At 71.6% G+C, this 19762-nt stretch carries 17 protein-coding genes and 1 pseudogene; 6 read left to right on the top strand and 12 right to left on the bottom strand.

The genetic code is table 11. The features are described 5' to 3' along the window. Positions 1–21 precede the first annotated feature (21 nt). From ACZ56U_RS24700 to trhA, 4 genes and pseudogenes are all read right to left on the bottom strand, one after another. Positions 22–751 (bottom strand): annotated as a pseudogene (locus tag ACZ56U_RS24700) (Mut7-C RNAse domain-containing protein). A gap of 33 nt (positions 752–784) precedes the next feature. Beyond that, positions 785–1411 carry a TetR/AcrR family transcriptional regulator gene (locus ACZ56U_RS24695; protein ID WP_469086174.1) on the bottom strand — a complete coding sequence of 209 codons (627 nt, stop codon included), beginning with the start codon at positions 1409–1411 and terminating at the stop codon, positions 785–787. A 5-nt stretch (positions 1412–1416) separates the two neighbouring features. After that, on the bottom strand, positions 1417–2961 hold the full coding sequence (locus ACZ56U_RS24690; protein WP_469086173.1) for a DHA2 family efflux MFS transporter permease subunit: 1545 nt from the start codon (positions 2959–2961) through the stop codon (positions 1417–1419). Positions 2962–3117: 156 nt separating this feature from the next. Beyond that, positions 3118–3819, bottom strand: coding sequence for a PAQR family membrane homeostasis protein TrhA (gene trhA / locus ACZ56U_RS24685; protein ID WP_469086172.1), 702 nt, complete (start codon positions 3817–3819; stop codon positions 3118–3120). A 338-nt stretch (positions 3820–4157) separates the two neighbouring features. On the opposite strand from trhA, the gene ACZ56U_RS24680 reads away from it, so the two are divergent. The 4 genes from ACZ56U_RS24680 (at position 4158) to ACZ56U_RS24665 (ending at position 8628) form a co-directional block, all read left to right on the top strand. Next, complete coding sequence (locus ACZ56U_RS24680) at positions 4158–5981, top strand: phosphoenolpyruvate carboxykinase (GTP) (RefSeq protein WP_469086171.1); 1824 nt, start codon at positions 4158–4160, stop codon at positions 5979–5981. Positions 5982–6262: 281 nt separating this feature from the next. Beyond that, positions 6263–6658, top strand: a complete 396-nt coding sequence (locus ACZ56U_RS24675; protein ID WP_469086170.1) for a hypothetical protein — start codon at positions 6263–6265, stop codon at positions 6656–6658. Between the two features lie 33 nt (positions 6659–6691). Further along, a complete protein-coding gene (locus ACZ56U_RS24670; protein WP_469086417.1) occupies positions 6692–7456 on the top strand; it encodes a PP2C family serine/threonine-protein phosphatase in 765 nt (254 codons plus the stop codon). Then, positions 7453–8628, top strand: coding sequence for a hypothetical protein (locus ACZ56U_RS24665; protein WP_469086169.1), 1176 nt, complete (start codon positions 7453–7455; stop codon positions 8626–8628). The genes ACZ56U_RS24670 and ACZ56U_RS24665 overlap by 4 nt, the downstream gene beginning before the upstream one ends. On the opposite strand, the gene ACZ56U_RS24660 is transcribed toward ACZ56U_RS24665, so the two are convergent. From ACZ56U_RS24660 to ACZ56U_RS24635, 6 genes are all read right to left on the bottom strand, one after another. Next, positions 8625–9218, bottom strand: coding sequence for a hypothetical protein (locus tag ACZ56U_RS24660; RefSeq protein WP_469086168.1), 594 nt, complete (start codon positions 9216–9218; stop codon positions 8625–8627). The two genes, ACZ56U_RS24665 and ACZ56U_RS24660, sit on opposite strands and share 4 nt — an antisense overlap. Then, positions 9205–10740: a substrate-binding and vWA domain-containing protein gene (locus ACZ56U_RS24655; RefSeq protein WP_469086167.1), complete on the bottom strand. Its 1536-nt coding sequence runs from the start codon at positions 10738–10740 to the stop codon at positions 9205–9207. The genes ACZ56U_RS24660 and ACZ56U_RS24655 overlap by 14 nt, the downstream gene beginning before the upstream one ends. Continuing rightward, the gene (locus ACZ56U_RS24650) at positions 10737–11897 is read right to left on the bottom strand and encodes a toxic anion resistance protein (protein ID WP_469086166.1); all 1161 of its coding nucleotides are present in this window, start codon (positions 11895–11897) and stop codon (positions 10737–10739) included. Before ACZ56U_RS24650 ends, ACZ56U_RS24655 begins: the two co-directional genes overlap by 4 nt. Continuing rightward, on the bottom strand, positions 11894–12967 hold the full coding sequence (locus tag ACZ56U_RS24645; RefSeq protein ID WP_469086165.1) for a hypothetical protein: 1074 nt from the start codon (positions 12965–12967) through the stop codon (positions 11894–11896). The genes ACZ56U_RS24650 and ACZ56U_RS24645 overlap by 4 nt, the downstream gene beginning before the upstream one ends. Before the next feature lie 215 nt (positions 12968–13182). Next, on the bottom strand, positions 13183–13650 hold the full coding sequence (locus ACZ56U_RS24640; RefSeq protein ID WP_469086164.1) for an SCO4983 family protein: 468 nt from the start codon (positions 13648–13650) through the stop codon (positions 13183–13185). A 76-nt stretch (positions 13651–13726) separates the two neighbouring features. Then, positions 13727–14938 carry a pyridoxal phosphate-dependent aminotransferase gene (locus ACZ56U_RS24635; RefSeq protein ID WP_469086163.1) on the bottom strand — a complete coding sequence of 404 codons (1212 nt, stop codon included), beginning with the start codon at positions 14936–14938 and terminating at the stop codon, positions 13727–13729. Between the two features lie 126 nt (positions 14939–15064). Between ACZ56U_RS24635 and ACZ56U_RS24630 the strand changes: the two genes are divergently transcribed. Together ACZ56U_RS24630 and ACZ56U_RS24625 are read left to right on the top strand one after the other, a co-directional pair. Continuing rightward, positions 15065–15730: a hypothetical protein gene (locus tag ACZ56U_RS24630; protein WP_469086162.1), complete on the top strand. Its 666-nt coding sequence runs from the start codon at positions 15065–15067 to the stop codon at positions 15728–15730. A 178-nt stretch (positions 15731–15908) separates the two neighbouring features. After that, positions 15909–16841 (top strand): S1 family peptidase, encoded by a 933-nt coding sequence (locus ACZ56U_RS24625; RefSeq protein WP_469086161.1) that lies wholly within the window; start codon positions 15909–15911, stop codon positions 16839–16841. A 30-nt stretch (positions 16842–16871) separates the two neighbouring features. On the opposite strand, the gene ACZ56U_RS24620 is transcribed toward ACZ56U_RS24625, so the two are convergent. Both ACZ56U_RS24620 and ACZ56U_RS24615 read right to left on the bottom strand, forming a co-directional pair. Beyond that, positions 16872–18470, bottom strand: a complete 1599-nt coding sequence (locus ACZ56U_RS24620; RefSeq protein WP_469086160.1) for an N-acyl-D-amino-acid deacylase family protein — start codon at positions 18468–18470, stop codon at positions 16872–16874. Positions 18471–18484: 14 nt separating this feature from the next. Continuing rightward, positions 18485–19762, bottom strand: coding sequence for an amino acid deaminase (locus ACZ56U_RS24615; protein ID WP_469086159.1), 1278 nt, complete (start codon positions 19760–19762; stop codon positions 18485–18487).

Raw genomic sequence — 19762 nt, 5'->3', positions numbered from 1 at the left:
CTCGGCACTGGTTCCGCGGCACTAGCCCTGCGAGAACTCCGCCATGGCGCGTTCCACGATGGCCTCCAGTTGTTCGTGGTGCGCGCCCTTCCAGTACGCGCGCCCGCAGTCCGCGCACTGGGCGAAGACGTCGTAGGAGCGGTGGGTGCCGCCCGCCAGCTGGTCCGCGACCTCCTCCTTGGTGGCCGTGTGGAGCAGGCCGGTTGCAGGCGGTGCAGCGGGTCCAGGGCCGTAGGTCGGGGCGGAAGCGGTCGAGGATGTCGCGGAGCTGCTCCTCGGGGCGGGTGCTGTAGACGTAGGCGCCGGCCCACAGTTCGCGGCGGCGCAGCAGTCCGCGGTCGCGGCTGAGGATGACCCGTCGCTCGGTGGCGGAGCGGGTGGCGAGGGCCGGGTCGCCGATGTCCGTCGACTCGTAGGCGGTGTCCACGCCGAGCAGGCGCATCCGGCGGGCGAGGGTGCCGAGGTGGACGTCGAGGAGGAAGCGGAGCGGTGCGCCGGGGACCTGCTGGGGGCGGTCGACCGGCCGCACCTGCACCCGGTCGCCGGCTGCGGGGACGTAGGAGGTGGGTACGGTGCGGTCGTTGACGACGAGCGTGCCGACCTCGGTCAGGGGGACGCCGAGGGATTCGACGACATGGCCGAGGGTCGAGACGCCGTCGGTGGTGAGCGCGGTGCTGCCGTGGCGGCGTTCGTGCGGGACGAACAGGGCCGGCCTGGGGGCGAATTCGACGTGGATCTCCGGTCCGTTCACCCGGTCAGGATGTCACGGTCGGGGGGCGTCGTCTCAGGTGTTCTTCGTGGGCAGGTCGTTGTCCAGGACGCGCAGGGTGCGGTCGAGGAGGTCGTGCAGGTCGTCCCGCATGCCGTTCTCCGCCCAGTACTGGTACATCTCGGTGAGGCCGCCGATGAGGGACATCGTGTAGACCCGTACCTCCAGGTCGTCCGCGTCCCGGCCGGCGCGTTCCGCGATGGCACCGGCGAGCAGCCGGCCGGTGACGGACATGCTCTCCGCCATGCGGGCGCGCACCGCCGGCACCCGGATCATCAGGTGGGCGCGCAGCCGGGTGATCTCGTGGTCGGTGTCGGAGACGTCGAGGGCGCGGTGCAGGATGTGCCGGACGGACTCCATCCAGGGTTCGTCGGCCGGGCGGGCGCGCAACTCCTCCAGCATGACGGGGTCGTACTCGTCCGTGAGGACGATGTCCTCCTTGGTCGGGAAGTAGCGGAAGACCGTGGACGGCGACACCTCGGCGCGTTCGGCGATCTGCTCGACGGTGGTGGCCTCGTAGCCCTGTGCCTCGATCAGCGCGTAGGTCGCGTCGCGGATCGCCGTCCGGGTCTTGATCTTCTTCCGTTCGCGAAGGCCCAGCTGGGGGCCGTCGTCGAGACGGAGGGGGCGTGCGGGTGTCATGCGGTTCATTGTCGGGCATCGGCGTGCTCGGCAGCCATGTCCGGGGTGTCCGCGCTGGTGTCGGCCTTCCCCGCTCCCGGCAGGAACGCGGCCGCCAGCAGCGCGGTGGCCAGGGCGGCGACGCCGCAGACCAGCATGACGACGCCCATGCCGTGCACGTAGGCGCTGTCGGCGGAGGCCAGCAGGTGGGCGGAGCCGGTCTTCTCGGCGACGAGGTGGGCGGCGACCACGGACTCGCCCGCGGTGTCGGCGGCCCGCGCGGGCAGTCCGGTGACGTCGAGCCGGTCCCGGAAGGTGCTGGAGAGCAGGCTGCCGAGCAGGGCGATGCCGATGGCGCCGCCGACCTGGCGCAGGGTCATCAGGAGCCCGGAGCCGCTGCCGGCGCGGTCGCGGGGCAGGGCGCCCAGGGCGTTGCCCATGGCCGGCATGAGGGAGAAGCCGAAGCCGAGTCCGGTGACGGTGAGCCACAGCGCGGTGAAGCCGTAGCCGGAGTCGACGGTGGTGCGGCTGCCGAGGAAGGCGGCGAAGGCGAGGACGACCAGGCCGGCGCTGACCGTGGCGCGGCCGCCGAAGCGGGCGGCGGCCTGTGGGGCGGTCCGGGAGGCGATGAGGATGCCGGCCATCATCGGCAGCAGCCGTACGCCGGTGCCGAGGGCGTCGTGGCCGAGGACCGCCTGGAGGTAGGGCGGCAGCACGAAGAGCAGGCCGGACAGGACGAACATCACCAGGGTCGCGGCGATCGTGTTGAAGAGGAAGCCGCGGTGGGTGAGCAGGGTCATGTCGAGCATGGGGCGCTCGGCCCGGCGTTCGCGCAGCACCAGGGCGGCCATGAGGGCGACGGACGCGGCGAGGGTGGTGAGGACCAGGGCGTCGCTCCAGCCGCGGGTGGGCGCCTCGATGATCGCGTAGACCAGGGCGCCGAGGCCGGTCGCGGTGAGCGCGGTGGCGAGGGCGTCGACCTTGGGGGAGGCGGGGTCGCGGGTCTCGGGGAGCAGGAAGACGCAGGCCAGGATGCCGATGGCGGCCATCGGCACGTTGACCAGGAAGACCGAGCCCCACCAGAAGTGGTTCAGCAGCCAGCCGCCGATGATCGGGCCGAGGGGCAGTCCGAGGGCGGAGGCGGCGGAGACGATGGCGGTGGCCTTGGGCTGCTCGTCGCGGGTGAACAGGGTGGGCAGCACGGAGAGCGCGAGCGGGGTGATCAGGGCGGCGCCGACGCCCATCCCGGCACGGGCGGCGATCACGGCGTTCACGTCCCCGGCGAGTGCGCCGACGAGTGAGCCGGCCAGGAAGACCACGAGCCCGGTGATCAGTATGCGGCGCCGTCCGAAGCGGTCGCCGAGGAGGCCCGCGGGGAGCATCAGCGCGGCGAAGACGACGACGTAGGCGTCCGCCATCCACTGTTGCTCGCCGGTGGTGGCGCCGAGTTCGGCGGCCATGGTGGGCAGCGCCACGTTGAGGATCGTCGTGTCGAAGCCGAGGGTCAGCATGCTCGCGACGAGGGCGCCGAGCGCCCACCAGCGGCGGGGGTCTGGAGTGACAATGTCCATGAAATGAGAGTAACTCTCAAAATGAGGATACTGTCAATCGGCATCGACTCGCGCGAGGTGTACGGCACAAGGGCGGTGGGGCTGGCATACGAAGAGGGGCCACGGCTCGAAAGCCGTGGCCCCTCGGTGGAGCGGGTGGGTTCTCTGCGTGGCTGGCTAGTACGCCACCAGCGAGATGCCGATGTAGTGGGCGATGAAGGCCGCCAGGGTGAGGGAGTGGAAGACCTCGTGGAAGCCGAACCAGCGCGGGGAGGGGTTCGGGCGCTGGAGTGCGTAGATCACGCCGCCGGCGCTGTAGAGCAGGCCGCCGACGACCACCAGGACGAGCACCGCGACGCCACCGCTGCGCATGAAGTCGGGCAGGAAGAAGACCGCCGCCCAGCCCATGGCGATGTAACAGGGGGTGTAGAGCCAGCGCGGGGCCCCGACCCAGAAGACCCGGAAGAGGATTCCGGCCAGTGCGGCGCTCCAGATGCCCCACAGCAGCCACTGCCCCTTCGAGTCGGGCAGCAGCAGCATGGTCAGCGGGGTGTAGGTGCCCGCGATGATCAGGAAGATGTTGGCGTGATCCAGTCGGCGCAGGACGCCGTCCATGCGGGGGCTCCAGTCGCCCCGGTGGTACAGGGCGCTGACGCCGAACAGCAGGCAGGCCGTCAGGGTGTAGATCCCGCAGGCGATACGGCCCCGGCTGGAGTCGGCGAGGGCGGTGAGCGCCAGACCTGCGATGAGTACGGCCGGGAACATGCCGAGATGCAGCCACCCGCGGAGCTTGGGCTTGACCGGATGCGGCAGGGAGAGCGCGACGGGACCGCGGCCTGCGGCCTGGTCCAGGGGCGCGTCAGAGGCGGACGCAGTCATATCCACATCGTACCTACGCAACCGTAGGTAGCGGATGAGGGCGGCTGGCAACAGGCCGGGAGTGGCCATCCTCTCACGGCAGTTGTGGTACCCCGGTCCGCGGTCAAGTACGCGTCAAGTGAACCCAAAGTGCACGGACCGCAACACTCCGACACGTGGCAATCCTCACTCCGCTCACCTGTGATGCCTTCTGGACAGATGGGCGCTCGAGACGGATCATCAGATGAGTGCGGTCGGCACCGGATGAGCGCCAGGGTCACCACCGAACGGCGCGACAGGCATCCGGGTCGCAGCCCCCACGGGGCCTCCAACAAAAAATCCCTCATTTAGGAGCAATCGTGGCGCGCGACATCGCGGCTCCCCCCGTCATCCCCACCAAGCACCAGGAACTGATCTCGTGGGTGAACGAGATCGCAGAGCTGACCCAGCCGGACAACGTGGTCTGGTGTGACGGATCCGAGGCCGAGTACGAGCGCCTGTGCGAGGAGCTCGTCGCGAAGGGCACCTTCAAGAAGCTCGACCCGATCAAGCGCCCGAACTCCTACTACGCGGCCTCCGACCCGACCGACGTCGCCCGCGTCGAGGACCGCACCTTCATCTGCTCCGAGCAGGAAGCGGACGCCGGCCCGACCAACCACTGGAAGGCCCCCGCCGAGATGCGGGAGATCTTCCAGGGCGACAAGGGCGTCTTCCGCGGCTCCATGAAGGGCCGGACGATGTACGTCGTCCCGTTCTGCATGGGCCCCCTCGGCTCGGACCTCGCCGCCATCGGCGTCGAGATCACCGACTCGGCGTACGTCGCCGTCTCCATGCGCACCATGACCCGCATGGGTCAGCCGGTCCTGGACGAGCTCGGCTCCGACGGCTTCTTCGTCAAGGCCGTGCACACCCTCGGCGCCCCCCTCGCGGAGGGCGAGGCGGACGTGCCGTGGCCCTGCAACTCCACCAAGTACATCTCGCACTTCCCCGAGAGCCGTGAGATCTGGTCCTACGGCTCCGGCTACGGCGGCAACGCCCTGCTCGGCAAGAAGTGCTACGCCCTGCGCATCGCCTCGGTGATGGCCCGCGACGAGGGCTGGCTCGCCGAGCACATGCTGATCCTCAAGCTCACCCCGCCGCAGGGCGAGTCCAAATACGTCGCCGCCGCCTTCCCGTCCGCGTGCGGCAAGACCAACCTCGCCATGCTGGAGCCCACGATCTCCGGCTGGACGGTCGAGACCATCGGCGACGACATCGCCTGGATGCGCTTCGGCGAGGACGGCCGCCTCTACGCGATCAACCCCGAGGCCGGCTTCTTCGGCGTCGCGCCCGGCACCGGTGAGCACACCAACGCCAACGCGATGAAGACGCTGTGGGGCAACTCGGTCTTCACCAACGTGGCGTTGACGGACGACAACGACATCTGGTGGGAGGGCATGACGGAGGAGACTCCCGCCCACCTCACCGACTGGAAGGGCCGCGACTGGACCCCGGAGTCGGACGAGCCCGCCGCCCACCCCAACGCCCGCTTCACCGTGCCCGCCTCGCAGTGCCCGATCATCGCGCCCGAGTGGGAGGACCCCAAGGGCGTGCCGATCTCCGCGATCCTCTTCGGCGGCCGGCGCGCCACCGCCGTACCGCTGGTGACGGAGTCCTTCGACTGGAACCACGGCGTCTTCCTCGGCGCCAACGTGGCCTCCGAGAAGACCGCCGCCGCCGAGGGCAAGGTCGGCGAGCTGCGCCGCGACCCCTTCGCCATGCTGCCGTTCTGCGGCTACAACATGGGCGACTACATGGGGCACTGGGTCGACGTGGCCAAGGACAAGGACCAGTCCAAGCTGCCGAAGATCTACTACGTCAACTGGTTCCGCAAGAACGACGAGGGCACGTTCGTCTGGCCCGGCTTCGGCGAGAACAGCCGCGTCCTGAAGTGGATCGTCGAGCGCCTGGAGGGCAAGGCCGAGGGCGTCGAGACCCCGATCGGCGTGCTGCCGACCAGGGAGGCGCTGGACACCGACGGCCTCGAACTGGCCGACTCCGACCTCGACTTCCTGCTCACGGTCGACAAGGAGGTCTGGCGCGAGGAGGCCGCCCTGGTCCCCGAGCACCTCAACACCTTCGGTGAGCACACCCCGAAGGAACTGTGGGACGAGTACCACGCGCTGGTGGAGCGCCTGGGCTAGCCCGCCCCCACAACTCCGCGGCCGGTTGGGGATGTGCCCTGACCAGCGATCGTCACGGCCGGCCGCGGTGTGATCCGACGAGGTTCCGTACAACGGCGTGCGGAGCCATAGGCCTGGCACCGCCTCCCGTCCGCCCCGACGGGAGGAGGTGCCAGGCCTTCGTCCTGTTCCGGGCCGTGACCGCGCCCTCGGGTGACCGAGCCCTCGGATGTCCGAGGACGCGGTCACCCGAGGGTGTTTTCCTGCATCACCCCTGTGCGGACCGGGATTTCGCGCTGTCGATGCACATCGTCGCCGCCCGCAAGGCCGAACTGCGCGCCTCCGGCCTCCAGTACTACCGCCCGCAGATCTGCCTGGTCACCGACGGCATCCCGACCGACGCCACCGGCCACCGCACCGACTCCTGGCACCGACTGGTCCCCGTCCTCGCCGAGGAGCAGCAGGCCCGCCGCTTCCGGCTGTACGCGATCGGCGTCGGCGGCATCACCGACACCGGCGAACAGGTGCTGCGGGCCTTCGCCCCGAAGTTCCACGCCAGCATCCAGGGCTTCCCGTTCCGCGAGCTGCTCCAGATGATGTCGGCCAGCGCGGGCGCCGAGCAGAAGGGCGCGGGCGACGAGGTGTTCGAGAAGATCTTCAGCCAGTTCAAGACCCAGCGTCCGGCCTGGGAGCGCTGACCGGTGGGCGGCAACGGCTGGCGGATCCACGGCATGAGCGTCGAGGGCTACCGGCACCGCCGGGACGGCCTGCCCTGCCAGGACGCCTGCGCCCACACCGAGTCGGGGCCGGTCGCCGTGCTCGCCGTCGCGGACGGCGCCGGCAGCCGGCCGCGCTCCGACGAGGGCTCCCGGCTCGCCGTGGAACTGGCCGCCGAGCACTTCGTACGACGGGCCGCCGCGGCCGCCGACAGTCCGCCCGGCGACGCCGTGCACGACCTGCTCGCGGACGCCTTCCACGACGTCACCAAGGTGTTCCTGGACACCACCGGCACGGCCGCCGCCGACTTCGCGACCACCCTCACCGTGGTCGTCCTGGCCCCGGGCTGGCTCGGCCATCTCACCGTCGGCGACGGGTTCGTCGTGCTGCGCGCCGGCGTCGAGGACGGCGAACCGCAGTTCCATCTGCTGCCGCAGGCCGCCGACGCCAGCGAGTACAGCAACGAGACCGTCTTCCTCACCTCGCCCGACGCGGCCCGCTGGGTGCGCACCGACTGTGTCCGCGACCCGGGCATCGACGGCGTCCTGCTCTCCACCGACGGCCTCGCCCAGGCCGCGCTGTCCCGCACCGGCGGCGGCGCCCCGACCCCCAACCCCTCCTTCGCCGACGCCGTCTTCCGCTCCCTCGACGGCCCCGGGCCGGTCTCCGACGCCGCCCACGACAACCTCGCCGCCCTGCTCAGGTCGGACCGGCTGACCGCGCTCAACGCCGACGACAAGACCCTGCTGCGGGCCGTGCGCCGGGCGGCACGGTCATGAGCGGCCGTGTCGTCCACCTGGACGGGAAGCCGGTGGTGCTCGCCGAACAGCCCCTGAAGGGCGGCGGACAGGCGGCCGTCTTCCCCGTCGACGGCGACCACGGCACCGTCGTCAAGCTCTACCGCGACCCGCCCGGCCCCGACCAGGAGCGCCGACTGGCCCGGATGCTCACCATGTCCCCGCTCGCCGCCCGCCCCACCGACCGCTCCCAGCCGCCCGAGCTGGCCTGGCCCACCGCGATGGCCCGCAGCCCCGAGGGCGCGTTCCTCGGCTACGCCATGCACCGGTTCGGCGAGCCCGAACACGTCCAGCTGGTCGGCCTGTTCACCCGCGCCCAGCGCCTCAGGCTCTTCCCCGAGGCGGACTGGCGGTTCCTGCTCGGCGTGTCCTGGAACCTCGCCTTCATGACCGCGCGCATGCACCACGACCACCTCGTCATCGGGGACTTCTCCAGCAGCAACGTGGTCGTCGACGCCAACGGCTTCGTCACCTTCCTCGACTGCGACTCCATCGCCTTCACCGACCCCGTCACCGGCGAGCCGTTCCCGTGCCTGATGCACACCACCGACTACTCCGCCCCCGAGCGGCAGGCGGTCCCGCCACCCGGGCCAGCGACGACTTCGCGCTCGCCGTCCTCGTCTACCAGCTGCTCACCGCCGGCAACCACCCCTTCGGGGGCGTCCCACACGAGAGCGCCTCCGAGTCGACCGTCAAGGACAACATCGCCGCCCAGCTGCTCCTACGTGGTCCGCCCCGAGCAGGTCGTCATCCCGCGCGGCACCGTCGACCCCTCGGTCCTCCCGCCCGACCTGCTCACCCTCGCCCGCGCCGCCTTCGGCCCCGGCGTGCACGCCCCCGCCGCCCGGCCCCCGGCGGAGGCCTGGCTGCGCGCCCTGGACCGGCAGCGCGCACAGGTACGGGTGTGCCAGGCGCGGCCACTGCACGCCTACGGCTCCCATCTGCCGGACTGCCCCTGGTGCGCCCGCGCCGCCCGCACCGGCCACGACGTGTTCAACGGCCCCCGCCCCGTCCCGCTGCCGCCCCCACCGCCGATGCCGCCGCAGGAGGTGCCCACGGGCGCCGGGTCCGGTGTGCTGAAGGTGGTGTTCGTGCTGAGCGCCCTGGTGGTGTTCCTCGTCATCGCGGCCATCGCCCTGAGCAACGGCGGCTAGTTCGCCCGGTCCTCCAGATAGCGGGTGTGTGACTCCTGCCGCCGTGCCTCCGTCTCGCGCAGCGCCGAGGCCAGCCGCTCGGCCTCCTCCTGGAGCAGCGTGAGCTGCCGCTCCAGATGCCGTTCCGGAGCCTCCTGACCCGGCGCGAGACGGGTCCACCACCGGGTGCGTACGAAGGTGTCGACCGCCTCGGGGACGTCGTGGCGTACGGCCCGGGAGAGCGTGTGCACGCCCTCCGGGTCGTGCGCCAGCAGCTCGGACGTCCAGCCGGGGTCGAGCAACGCGCCCAGCAGCCCGGTCAGTTCGGTGAGCCGGCCGGCCGCGGCGGGCGGCAGCTCCACCTCCGCCAGATAGCCGCGCAGCCGCTCGAAGTCGCCGCGCAGTTCGTCGAGTTGAGCCGAGCTGTCCGGGAAGTCCGGCAGCGGTGGCCGCTCCGGCGGGGCGAGCAGCGCGCCCGCGCCGTACAGGCCGGCGACCACGACGGGCCAGTACGGGCCCGCCACCCCCGCGAAGGTCAGCCCCAGCCCGGCGATCCCGCACACGCTGCCCGTGATGTTCTTCCGGGACTCGAGGTACCTACTGATAGCCACGGATCTCCTCGAAGGCGCCGTCCAGGGAGCCCTTCCGGGCGTCGAAGAGGCGGCCGCCGGTCAGTTCGGCGATGCGCTCCAGCTCCGCGCGGTCGGAGTCGCCGAACAGGATGGGGAAGACGGGGATGTCGCGCTGCTCACGGTCGAGCAGGGCGTGGAAGCCCTCGAACTCGGCGGCGGTACGGCCCGTGGTGTTCTCGCCGTCCGTCATCAGCACGATCGAGGTGAACATGTCCCGGTCGGTGCCCAGATGCTCGTACGCCTTCTCCAGCGAGGTGTAGACCGCGGTGTCGCCGTCGGCCTCCAGCCCCTCGGTGTCCGCACGGATCCCCTCGATCCCGGAGCGCGGGTCGGCCGGGTCCACCACATGCGTCCGTACGCTCTTCACATCCGACCCGAACGGCATCAGCGTGACCTCCTCGCGGTCCCTGAAGTCACCGGTGAGCCCGGTCAGGGCCGTCTTCAGCCGCTCCAGCCGCTCGCCCTCCATCGAACCAGAGGTGTCCAGGACGTACACCGTCCGCGACGGGCGGCGCAGTTCGTTCTCGTAGGAGTCGAGCAGACCGTCGGCGACGGAACGGCTGCCGGGGAAGGGCAGTTCACGCCGTCGCTCGGTGTCGAGGCCGGGCGCGGGGGCCACCGAGGGGACCACCGGGCGGCGGTGGGTGCGCTCGGTGATCTCGCGCTGGATCTCCGGGGCGCGCAGGGCCTCGGCCAGCCGGCGGACGTCCTCGCGGACCGCGGTGTCCGTGGCGGCGAGGGAGGAGAGCGGGTAGTCGGCGCTCACCACGCCGTCGCGGGGGCGGATCACGGTCAGGCCCGGGACGCCCTTCAGGACCGACTCGTAGTTCAGGAGCGCGTCGACGTCCCCGCGCCGCTCGTACGCCGCCGCCAGCCAGCCGGAGGAGCCGGAGGTCAGCTTCTGGCCCCGGAAGAACCCCTTCAGCCGCGGGGTCGCCTTCGTGACGTCCGCGTCGGTGAGCGCCGACTGGGCGCCGGAGAGGGCTGAGGCCACGGCGACCAGCGTCGAGAAGCCGGAGTTCGAGCGGGACGGGTCGGTCATGCCGTACGTCAACCTGCCCTGGGCGACGGCCTGTTCGACCCGGGACCAGGTGACGTCGGCGGTCCTCCAGCCCAGCCGCCGCACGGTCTCCTGCCGCACACCGATCGCGACCGGGCTCGACATGACCGGCGTCTCGGAGACCACCTTCCTCGCCGCCTCGGGCCGCAGCCGCAGATAGTCGTTGGAGGACAGCCACAGGGCGTCGTAGCGCTCGTCGGCCGTGCCCTTGGCGAGCAGGTCGACCGCGTCCAGGGTGCCCAGGTAGGTGGGCCGGACCTTGATCCCGGTGTCCTTCTCGACCCGTTCGAGCACCGGGGCCATGTCGCTCAGCTCGCTGGAGGCGAGGACCCGCAGGGTGCCCGGCTCGGGCGCGCCGCTGTCGCCGCCGTCCCGTGCCTCGGCGGTGCAGCCGGTGAGCAGGGCGGCCGTGGCCAGCAGGAAGGCCAGTGCGCGTCTCATCCGAGGCCCCCTTCCAAGGCGCCCTGGGACCGGCTGCGCTCCAGGTATGCGGAGGCGTGCTGGAGTTCGGAGGTCAGGGACTCCACGGTCGACGCCATCGCCTCGGTCGCCTGGACCTTGTAGGTGTCGATCGCGTCGAGCGTGCGGTAGATCTGCTGGAACGCCGTGCGCAGGGTCTCCGCGCCGACGGCCGGGTCGGCGGCGATCCGCTGGATCTCCCCGCCCTGGGTGGCGAGCATCTCCGCGTTGCCCCGGATGAGGTCCTCGGTCGTCCCGCGCAACGCGTTGACCTGGTCGACGACCTTCTTCTGGGTGTCGAGGGCGGAGGCGAGCATCACGGAGATGCGCAGCGCCGACACCGTGGTCGTGGCGGCCCGGTCGACGCCCTTGATCAGCTCCTCGTTGTTGCGGCGCACGACGTCCATGGCGAGGTAGCCCTGGGCGCACACCGCGAGCTGGGTGAGCAGGTCCTGGTGCTTCTGCCGGACCGGGAAGAGCACGTCGGCCCGGAGCGCGTCGGCCGTCTGCGGATCGGCGACGCCCTCGATGTGCCGCTGGACAGCCTCGTCCAGGGCCTCGGTCAGCACCACGTACTCCTGGAGCTTGCCCATGGTCTCCCACAGCCGGACCCGCTCGGTCTGCAACGCGGCGTTGTCGCGCCGCAGTTCGTCCTGGCCGCCGCGCAGCGAGCCCACGATCCTGTTCAACGTGCCCTGGGCCGAGGAGTACTTGGCGATGTGGTCCCGCACCTTGTTGCCGCCGGGCAGCCGGGAGAGGAATTTGCGTCCCTTGGTGGCGGCCAGGTCGCGTGGGTCCAGGTCCTCGACCACCCGCCGCAGTTCCACGAGCGAGCCCGCCACCTGCGACTGCGCGTCCCCGCCCCGGTCGGGCAGGCTGCGCACGGTCCGCTCCAGCATCCGGTTGGACTGCGCGGCCGCACCGCGCATCTCACCCGCGCCGAGCGCGGTGATCTCGCCGACCTTGCCCGCGAACTCGGGCGAGCGGGCGTCGAGCGCGGCGAGTCCGGCCACGTAGTCGGCGGCCTTCTGCGTCACGGCCGTCCGCACGCCCTCGTCGACGGGGACGAGTCCGCCGGCCTTCTCGCGGGGCACGGGCGCCACGGCCTCCGGCGGGGTCAGGGTGAAGTCGCTGGTCACGTGGCGTCCCCCTTGGCCTGGCGCGCCAGTTCCCGCAGCACCGCGGAGGTGGGCACGGGCGCCTGTCGTACGCCGGTCAGTTCCCTCTTGAGATAGGCGCCGGCCGAGGCGAACTCGGCGACCGCGCCCTGCGGCCGGAACCCGTGCCGGACCTCCAGCCTGCGCAACTGTGGGTCCGTGGACAGGAGTTCCGCGACCGCCCGGCCGTTCTCGGTCAGCGGTACGGCGGTGTGGTCGCTGTTGACGGTGGTGTCCGGGTAGAGGACGACCAGGTCGTCCGGCTGCTGTCCGGCCGTCGCCAGAGCGGCGACCTGGGACTCGTAGACCAGGACGAGCGGGTTGCCGGCCCCGCTGACGAAGTCCCGGAACGCCGCGTCCGTACTGGTCTGCTGGGCGCCCTGGACGCTGGTCAGCTTGCGCAGCAGGGGAGCGGTGCGCCGGGCCTCGGCGGCACTCGCGACGACCTTGCCGCCGTTGTCGACGTAACTGGCGGCGGCCAGGTAGAGGGCGCCGGAGCTGGAGCTCTCCGGGTCGGTGCTGGAGAGGTAGAGCGTGCCGCTCAACTCCCCGTGCTTCTCGGCCCCCTTGAGCTGCTGCCAGGTGCGGTCGGCGCGCGCCGCGTCGAGATAGGCGCCCATCCTCAGGGTGCCGCGGTGTGCCGAGTCCAGCGTGGCCAGCCCGTTGCCCGCGAGTACCTCGGCGGCGCTCTGGTGCGCCACGACGACGAGGGGCGAGTAGAAGGGGCGGGGAAGAGCCCCCCGTACCTTGTACGTCGCGGCGAGTTCCGCGGCCGGCGCCTGGCTGGAGGGCAGCACGAAGTCGTACCCCTTGAGATCCAGCCCCTCCATGGCCCAGGACCCGGAGGTCTCGGCCCGCACGGTGAACCCCTGGGCGGCCAGGGCCTTCACCACATCCGGATCGCCGAAGAACTCCGCCTTCTCCGATCCGATCACTGCTCGCACGGTCTTCGTTGCCGTGCCCTTGTCCCCGGTTTCCCGGCCTGCCGCGACGGCTGCCACCACGCCGCCGATCAGCAGAACCGCGAGGACGATTCCTACGATTCGTCTCACACGAGGAGAGTGCTCGCGGAACCCGACATTCCCCGGCGTGCGGGGTGAACGGGGGGTGTCGTACCGGTCCCGATACGCAACGCCCGTGGGGACGCGGCGCACCGCGCGCCAGGCAGCGGCGGACGTGGACGCGGGCGCCTACGGCGGGACGCTGTTTCGTGGCGCCCGGTCCGCGCACTGCTCGAAGCGCACGCGGACCGGGGCCGTCAGGGGGTTCAGCCGGCCGCGGTCAACTCACGCGGCTCAGCCGGTGCGGCGGCCTGCGGCTCGACCGGCGCGGCACTCCGCGGCTCGGCCAGCGCGGCGGAATGCGCGTCCATCCGCTCGGCCGCGAGGATCGCCGCCGCCGTGTCCGCACGGGAGGCGGCCACCACCAGCGCCCGTCCCGCCAGGGCGTGCGCCCGCCGGTGCAGGGACGAGGGCCGTCCCTCGCCGGTGCCGACGGCTCGGGCCGGCGCACCGCCGCCCCGCAGCCGCGTCAGCTGCCCGGCCAGCCGCTCCGCGGCCGCGTCGAGGTCGGCCGAGGGTGTGGTCGCCCGCAGTTCGTCGGTGACCGCCAGCAGTGCGGCCAGATGGCCCGCGAGCTGGATGTCCAGCTCTTCCTCGCGGGTCCGGTGCGGGAAGTCGGGGGTGGGGCCGGCCATCGTGCTGTGGACCGACTTGGTGCGGATCGGTTCGTACATGGATGGCCTCCTGTGCTGTCAGGAAACCATCCTAGCTTGGATTCAGTCTAAAGTTGAGTCGCTGACACAACCGTGACTAAGGCTGGCTGTACCCGTCCAGGAAGTTCCCGATCCGGGTCACCGCGTCCCGCAGATCGCGGGCCGTCGGCAGGGTCACCACCCGGAAGTGGTCGGGCTCGGTCCAGTTGAAGCCGGTGCCCTGGACGACCATGATCTTCTCGCGCCGCAGCAGGTCCAGGACCAGCTGCCGGTCGTCCTTGATCTTGAAGACCTTGGGGTCGAGCCGCGGGAAGAGGTACAGCGCGCCCTTGGGCTTCACGCAGGTCACGCCCGGGATCTGGGTCAGCAGCTCGTGGGCCACGTCCCGCTGCTCCCGCAGCCGTCCGCCGGGCAGCACGAGGTCGTTGATCGTCTGGCGCCCGCTGAGTGCGGCGACCACACCGTGCTGACCGGGCATGTTCGCGCACAGGCGCATGTTCGCGAGGACGGTCAGGCCCTCGATGTAGGACTCCGCGTGCGCGCGGGGGCCGGAGAGCGACATCCAGCCGACCCGGTAGCCGGCGACCCGGTACGCCTTCGACATGCCGTTGAAGGTGAGGGTCAGCAGGTCCGGCGCGACGGCCGCGGTCGGGGTGTGGGTGGCACCGTCGTAGAGGATCTTGTCGTAGATCTCGTCCGAGCAGACCAGCAGGTTGTGGCGGCGGGCGATGTCGGTCAGGGCCCGGACCATCGCCTCGTCGTAGACCGCGCCGGTCGGGTTGTTCGGGTTGATGATCACGATCGCCTTGGTGCGGTCGGTGACCTTGCGTTCGATGTCGGCGAGGTCCGGCATCCAGTCGGACTGCTCGTCGCAGCGGTAGTGGACGGCGGTGCCGCCGGAGAGGGAGACCGCGGCCGTCCACAGCGGGTAGTCCGGCGACGGGACGAGGACCTCGTCGCCGTCGTCGAGCAGCCCCTGCATCGCCATCACGATCAGCTCGGAGACGCCGTTGCCGACGAAGACGTGCTCGACGTCGGTCTCGATGCCGAGGGTCTGGTTGTGCATGACGACGGCCCGGCGCGCGGCCAGCAAGCCCTTCGCGTCGCCGTAGCCATGGGCGGAGGAGACGTTGCGGAGGATGTCCTCGAGGATCTCCGGGGGGCACTCGAAACCGAACGCCGCCGGGTTGCCGGTGTTGAGCTTGAGGATGCGGTGTCCCGCCGCCTCCAGCCGCATGGCCTCCTCGAGAACCGGGCCCCGGATCTCGTAACAGACGTTGGCGAGCTTGGTCGACTGGATCACCTGCATGTCAGCGAGCTTACGGCGGGGTAACGCTTCGTGGGTCGTGTTTTCCGCCACGCGAGACGGTGTGGTTTGGGCGGTTATCGCCGGTAGCTGTCCCGGCGACCCCGCCCGTCCCTACAATCCGCGGCCATGTCCAGCCCAGACGCGTACGGAAACGGGACACCCCGTGCGCGCGACCTCCAGGTCCCGCCGAACGTGTACCACCCGCGGACCGAGCCGCCCCCGCCGTACGAGGGGTACGCCGACCCGGCCGTCGCGCACGGCTGGCAGAACGCGTACGACGAGACGGCCGAGCTGCCGCGGGTCCCGCCCCGGCACTCCCGTCCCCGCTCCCGCCGCAAGCCGAGCCCCTGGCGTTCGCGGCGGGTGGCGGTCGCGGCCGGTGCGGTCGGCGCCGTGTCGGCGGCCGCGCTGATCGCCGGGTTCGCCTTCTCGGGAGGCGGGCCGGCGCCGGGTGACGCCGAGGTCAAGCACGGCCGTACGGGGCCATCGGCGGCCGACGGCCCCACGGAGCCCGGCGCGGGCGGCACCGCGGGCGGCACCGCGACCGGCTCGGACGGGGCCGGGTCGCCGGACGGGGCCGGGTCGCCGGGCGCCGAGGCATCCTCCTCCGGGATCGCCGCCTCCAGCCCCTCCCCGTCGCCCTCCGCGGAGACGCCGGACGAGCCGAAGGAGTCGGGGCAACCCTCGGGCACCTCCACCACCCCGTCGCCGACCGCCACCGCGAGCCGGCCCGCCCCGGGCAACGCCAACGGCAAGGGGCGCGGACAGGGGAGCACGAAAGGGCCCAAGTAGCCGCCGTACTGGGTAGGTTGCCCTGGCCGGACGTGGAGTGCCCGTTCCGGCCAGGTCGCGTGATCAGGCTCGACACGACTTCTTGCCTGATTGCCCACCCCTCTTCACAATGCGCATGACAAACTCACGGACGGCCGGAAGATTTCCGGCCGTCCAAGTCGCAAGAGGGGACCCCCACATGAGAAAGCCTCTCGTCGCCGCACTCAGTGTCCTGGCACTCGCCGGGATGGGTACGGCACCCGCGGTCGCGGCCGAGCCCTCGGCCGCCGGCGTCGGAAAGAGCGTGGACACGGAGACGGCCACCTCGGTCGTGCACGACCTGGTCACCTCCACCACCTCGGCCCTGAAGCAGACCACGTCACCCTCGCCCACGATCCAGGCCGTGACCCTCGCCGGCACGGTCTCGCTCAGCAACTGCTCCGGCTCGGTCGTCCGCTTCCCCAACTCCCTGGACACCGACCCGGCCCTGGTGCTCTCCAACGGCCACTGCCTGACCTCCGGCTTCCCGGCCCCGGGCCAGGTCATCACCAACCAGGCCTCCAGCCGCTCCTTCGGCCTGCTCAACTCCTCCGGCTCCCGGGTCGCCACGCTGCGCGCGAGCAAGCTCGCCTACGCGACGATGACCGACACCGACGTCTCGATCTACCAGCTCACCAGCACGTACGCGACGATCAAGAGCTCGTACGGCATCTCCGCGCTGACCGTCCAGGACACCCACCCGACCGCGGGGACCGCCATCACCGTGGCCTCCGGCTACTGGAAGACCCTCTACAACTGCAACATCGACGGGTTCGTGTACCGCCTGAAGGAGGGTGACTGGACCTGGAAGGACTCGGTCCGCTACACCTCCGCCTGCAACACCATCGGCGGCACCTCCGGCTCGCCGGTGATCGACCAGGCCACCGGCAAGGTCGTCGCCGTCAACAACACCGGCAACGAGGACGGCGAGTCCTGCACGGTCAACAACCCGTGCGAGGTCAGCCAGACCGGCGCCGTCACCGTCCGCCAGGGCATCAACTACGCCCAGGAGATCTACAACATCCCGGCCTGCTTCACCACCCGCAACCAGCTCAACCTGAGCGCGAGCACGTGCACGCTGCCCAAGCCGTAGCGCGCTAGCGGAGTTCGGGTGGGCGTTCCGTCACACGGGACTGTTACGGACCGCCCGGCCCGCCAGTACGTCCGTCCGGTGGCCGTCCTCGATCACGAACCGGCCGTCGATCAGGACGTGCGGAATGCCGACCGGGAGAGCGCGCGGGTTCTCGTACGTCGAGCCCGCCGCCACCGTCGCCGGATCGAACAGGACCAGGTCCGCCCGGTACCCCTCGCGCACCAGCCCGCGGTCCGGCAGCCGCAGACGGGCCGCCGGACGCGAGGTCAGGTGGGCGACGCACTCCTCCAGCGACAGGACGCCCAACTCCCGTACGTAGTGGCCGAGATAGCGCGGAAAGGTGCCGTACGCGCGCGGGTGCGGCTTGGCGCCCTGGAGTATTCCGTCGGAGCCCCCGGTGTGGACGGGGTGCCGCATGATCGTGCGGACGTTGTCCTCGTGGCCGACGTGCTGGAGGATCGACGGGGCCAGCCGGTCGGCGAGCAGCAGGTGGCGGGCGGCCGCCCACCCGTCCAGGCGCCGGCCCACCCAGTGCGCCAGTGCGGGGTCCGCGACCCCCGAGATCTCGATCGTGTCCCACTCCACCGGCACCCCGTGGCAGCCGTCCGAGCCGACGACCTCGAGGTGGTGGCGTATGCGCTCCGCGGTCCCGTCGTCCGCGAGCCGGCCGAGGATCTCCTGCGGACCGCCCTCACTGGCCCAACTGGGCAGCAGCGCCACGAGCGTCGTGCAGCCGGGCGTGTAAGGGTAGGTGTCGAGGCTGATGTCGGCGCCGGCCGCCAGCGCCTGGTCCAGCAGCTCGACCAGTTCCGGCGCCCGCCCCTTGTTCACCCCGAAGTTCATGGTGGCGTGGGCGAGATGGAGGGGGCAGCCCGCCTCCCGGGTCAGGGCGACCATCTCCGCGTACGCCTGGAGCGCGCCCGCCCCGTAGGACCGGTGGTGCGGGCAGTAGTAGCCGCCGTACGAGGCCACCACCCGGCACAGCTCGGTGAGTTCGGCGTCCTTGGCGTACATGCCCGGGGTGTAGGTGAGCCCCGAGGACATGCCGACCGCGCCCTGCGCCATGCCCTCGGCGACCAACTGCCGCATCCGGTCCAGCTCCCGGGGGGTGGCCTCGCGGTCCTCCCAGCCGACGGCGAGCATCCGGACCGTCCCCTGCGGGATCAGATAGGCGGCGTTGACGGCGATGCCCCGGCCTTCGAAGCCGGAGTCCAGGCGGTCGAGGTACTCGCCCACCGACCGCCAGTCGAAGTCGATGTCGTCGCCGTACCCGTTCCAGCCGGCGATGGCGCGGCGGACCTCGGCGAGCGTGCGGTCGTCGACCGGGGCGTACGACAGCCCGTCCTGGCCCAGGACTTCGAGCGTGACCCCTTGCGCCGCCTTGGCGCTGTGGTCCGGGTCGCGCAGCAGGGCAAGGTCGCTGTGGGCGTGCATGTCGATGAAGCCGGGAGACAGCACGAGCCCCACCGCGTCCAACTCGCGGCGCGCCCTGGGGCGTTGGCAGCCCGCGTCGGCGGCCTCCTTGACGATCGAGACGATCCGGCCGCCGTCGACGACGACATCGGCGCGGTAGGACGGCGCACCGCTGCCGTCGACGACGTCCACGTCCCGGATGACGAGCTCCTCCATCGGCGCGGGCCTCCCTAGAAGTAGGTGCGGAGGTAGTCGACGACCGTGCCGTCCGCCTCGGCCACCGGGATCAGCTGCCACTTGTCGAAGGACGTGCACGGATGGGACAACCCCATCCCGAGCCAGTCCCCGACCTCCAGATCCGCCTCGGGGCCGGTGCGCAGCCAGGCGTGCTGGTCGGACACGCCGGTGACCTCGACGCCGGTCGCCGGGCGCTCGACGCCGTCCCGCCGTACGACCTGGGCGAACGGCAGATGCATGTCGTACGCCGCGTCCCGCTTGCCCGCGTTGACGAAGGCCTGCTCGGGGGAGGGTCGGGAGACGACCTGCGCCCAGAGCCGGAACGCCGGCTCCAGCGCGCCCTCCTCGGGCACCCGGTTGAAGGGGGTGATCGTCCGGTAGTGGCCGTCGTCGTGCGAGACGTAGGCGCCGGAGCGCAGCAACTTCAGGACCGGGAGGGAGAGTTCGGGGATCCCGGCGAAGACGTCGGCGACGGCGTCGAACCAGGCGCTGCCGCCCGCGCTGACGACGATCTCGTCCGTCCCGTCGAACCGCCCGTCCTTGTCGAACGCGACAGCGAGCGCGACCAGCCGCCGCAGCCAGGCGCGCACCCGCTCCGGGTCCGCCCCCGGCACCTCGCCCTCGTAACCGGCGACCCCCACGAGCCGCAGCGTCGGTACGGCGGCCACGGCGTCGGCGACGGCCGCGCACTCCGCCTCGGTGCGCACACCGGTGCGGGCACCGTCACCGGCGGCCAGCTCCACGACGACGTCGAGGGGACGGGCGGCGCCGCCGAGGGCCGCGTCCATGAGCTGGACGCCCCGCACGGAGTCGACGTAGCAGACGAGCCGGAACCCGGGGTCGGCGTCCAGTTCGGCGGAGATCCAGCGCAGGGCGGCGGGGTCGACGAGCTCGTTGGCGAGGAAGACCCGCCGGGTGCCGAAGGCGCGGGCCACGCGGACCTGGTGCGGTACGGCGAGGGTGATGCCCCAGGCGCCGTGCTCGATCTGCCGCTGGAAGAGCTGGGGGGCCATGGAGGTCTTGCCGTGCGGGGCGAACGCGAGCCCGTGGCGGACGGAGTACGTCTCCATGAGCCGGAGGTTGTGCTCCAGGCGCTCGGCGGAGAGCGCGAGGACGGGTGTGGTGAAACCGCCGGTGAAGAGGTTGCGGCGCTGGGCGGCCAGCTCGGCGACGGTGAGGCCGTCGGCGTCCGGCGGGAGGCCCTTGAAGCGGTGGTCGACCCGTTCCCCGGCGAGGCGGGCGAGTGCTTCGGAGGGGCTGTCGGCTGTCAT

The organism is Streptomyces sp. NPDC034103, from assembly GCF_055575395.1.
Note: the sequence above shows the minus strand (reverse complement) of the source record. Positions and strands in the feature narration are given on the sequence as shown.